Annotated in this window: 2 protein-coding genes; both read right to left on the reverse strand. The window is 66.1% G+C overall.

From position 1 onward, the window contains the following. On the reverse strand, positions 1-533 hold a 533-nt coding region (locus ACAM49_RS40240; RefSeq protein WP_369640751.1), incomplete at its 3' end, for an endonuclease domain-containing protein. Between the two features lie 112 nt (positions 534-645). After that, the coding region (locus ACAM49_RS40245) for a serine hydrolase (RefSeq protein ID WP_369640752.1) at positions 646-1,031 on the reverse strand (386 nt) is incomplete at its 5' end.

The following is a 1,031-nucleotide window of genomic DNA, read 5'->3' on the forward strand; positions in this document are numbered from 1 at the left end:
GGGGTCGAGGTGGTGTGGAGGTGGGGGGCTGTGGCGCGGATGATGGTCCAGCCGAGGGAGTGGAGGTTGGCGTGGCGGTCTATGTCGTGTGCGTATTGGCGTTTGTCGGTCCAGTGGTGGCTGCCGTCGTACTCGACCGCAACCTTCCATTCGGGCCATCCCATATCCAGGCGCGCGACGAATCTGCCGGTCTCGTCGAAGACCGGAATCTGAGTCGCGGGGCGTGGAAACCCGGCCGCCACCAGAAGAAGCCGTGTCTCCGACTCCTGTGGTGATTCCGCCCCCGCATCGACGTACCCGATAATCGTGCGCAGCCGAGCGACTCCTCTCTCACCGGAATGGTTCCCACAGATGTCCTGGATTCGCGCGGGCTCCAACCTCGTGGCCCGGCACAGCGAATCCAGCACCGCGACAGCCTTTCCGAGCGGAAGGCGTCGGCCGAGGTCGTAGCCGGTCCGCTCGGCCGATGTCGCCAACACCGTGTCTATGCTCATGACCTCGTGCGGCAGCAGGTCATACTGCCTGCCCCTCACGCATTGCCGAGCTCCCGCGGATCGGCATCCCCGTTTTCATGCGGGCATTTTGTGGGGCGGCCGCCGGTACTGCCGCAGGCTTTCGAACCTCGCACCCCCGGTGGTTGTCGGGCTACGGGCAAAGGGCGTCGGTGAGGAGGTCTAGGAGGTTTGGGTCGGTGTTATGGGAGGTGGTGAGGGTGAGGGTGACGGCGCGGGATTCGCGAGTGGCGCCGGAGATGGTCAGGTAGCCGGGGATTTCGCCGTTGTGGCCGTAGTACTGGGTGCCGCAGGGGAGTTTGGTGCCTGCGATGCCGAGGCCGTAGCCGATGCCGGTGTCGGAGAAGGCGGGGAGGGTGGTCAGCATTTCGGGTAGTTGGGCGGCGGGGACGACTGTGCCGGAGAGGAGGGAGAGGTAGAAGTGGTTGAGGTCGGTGCCGGAGGAGATCAGGGCGCCGGCGGACCAGGCTACGGAGGGTTCGGTGCGGGTGACGTCGGTGGGGACGCCGTCTATGCGGG

This window comes from Nocardia sp. JMUB6875, from assembly GCF_041154655.1.
Classification (GTDB): domain Bacteria; phylum Actinomycetota; class Actinomycetes; order Mycobacteriales; family Mycobacteriaceae; genus Nocardia.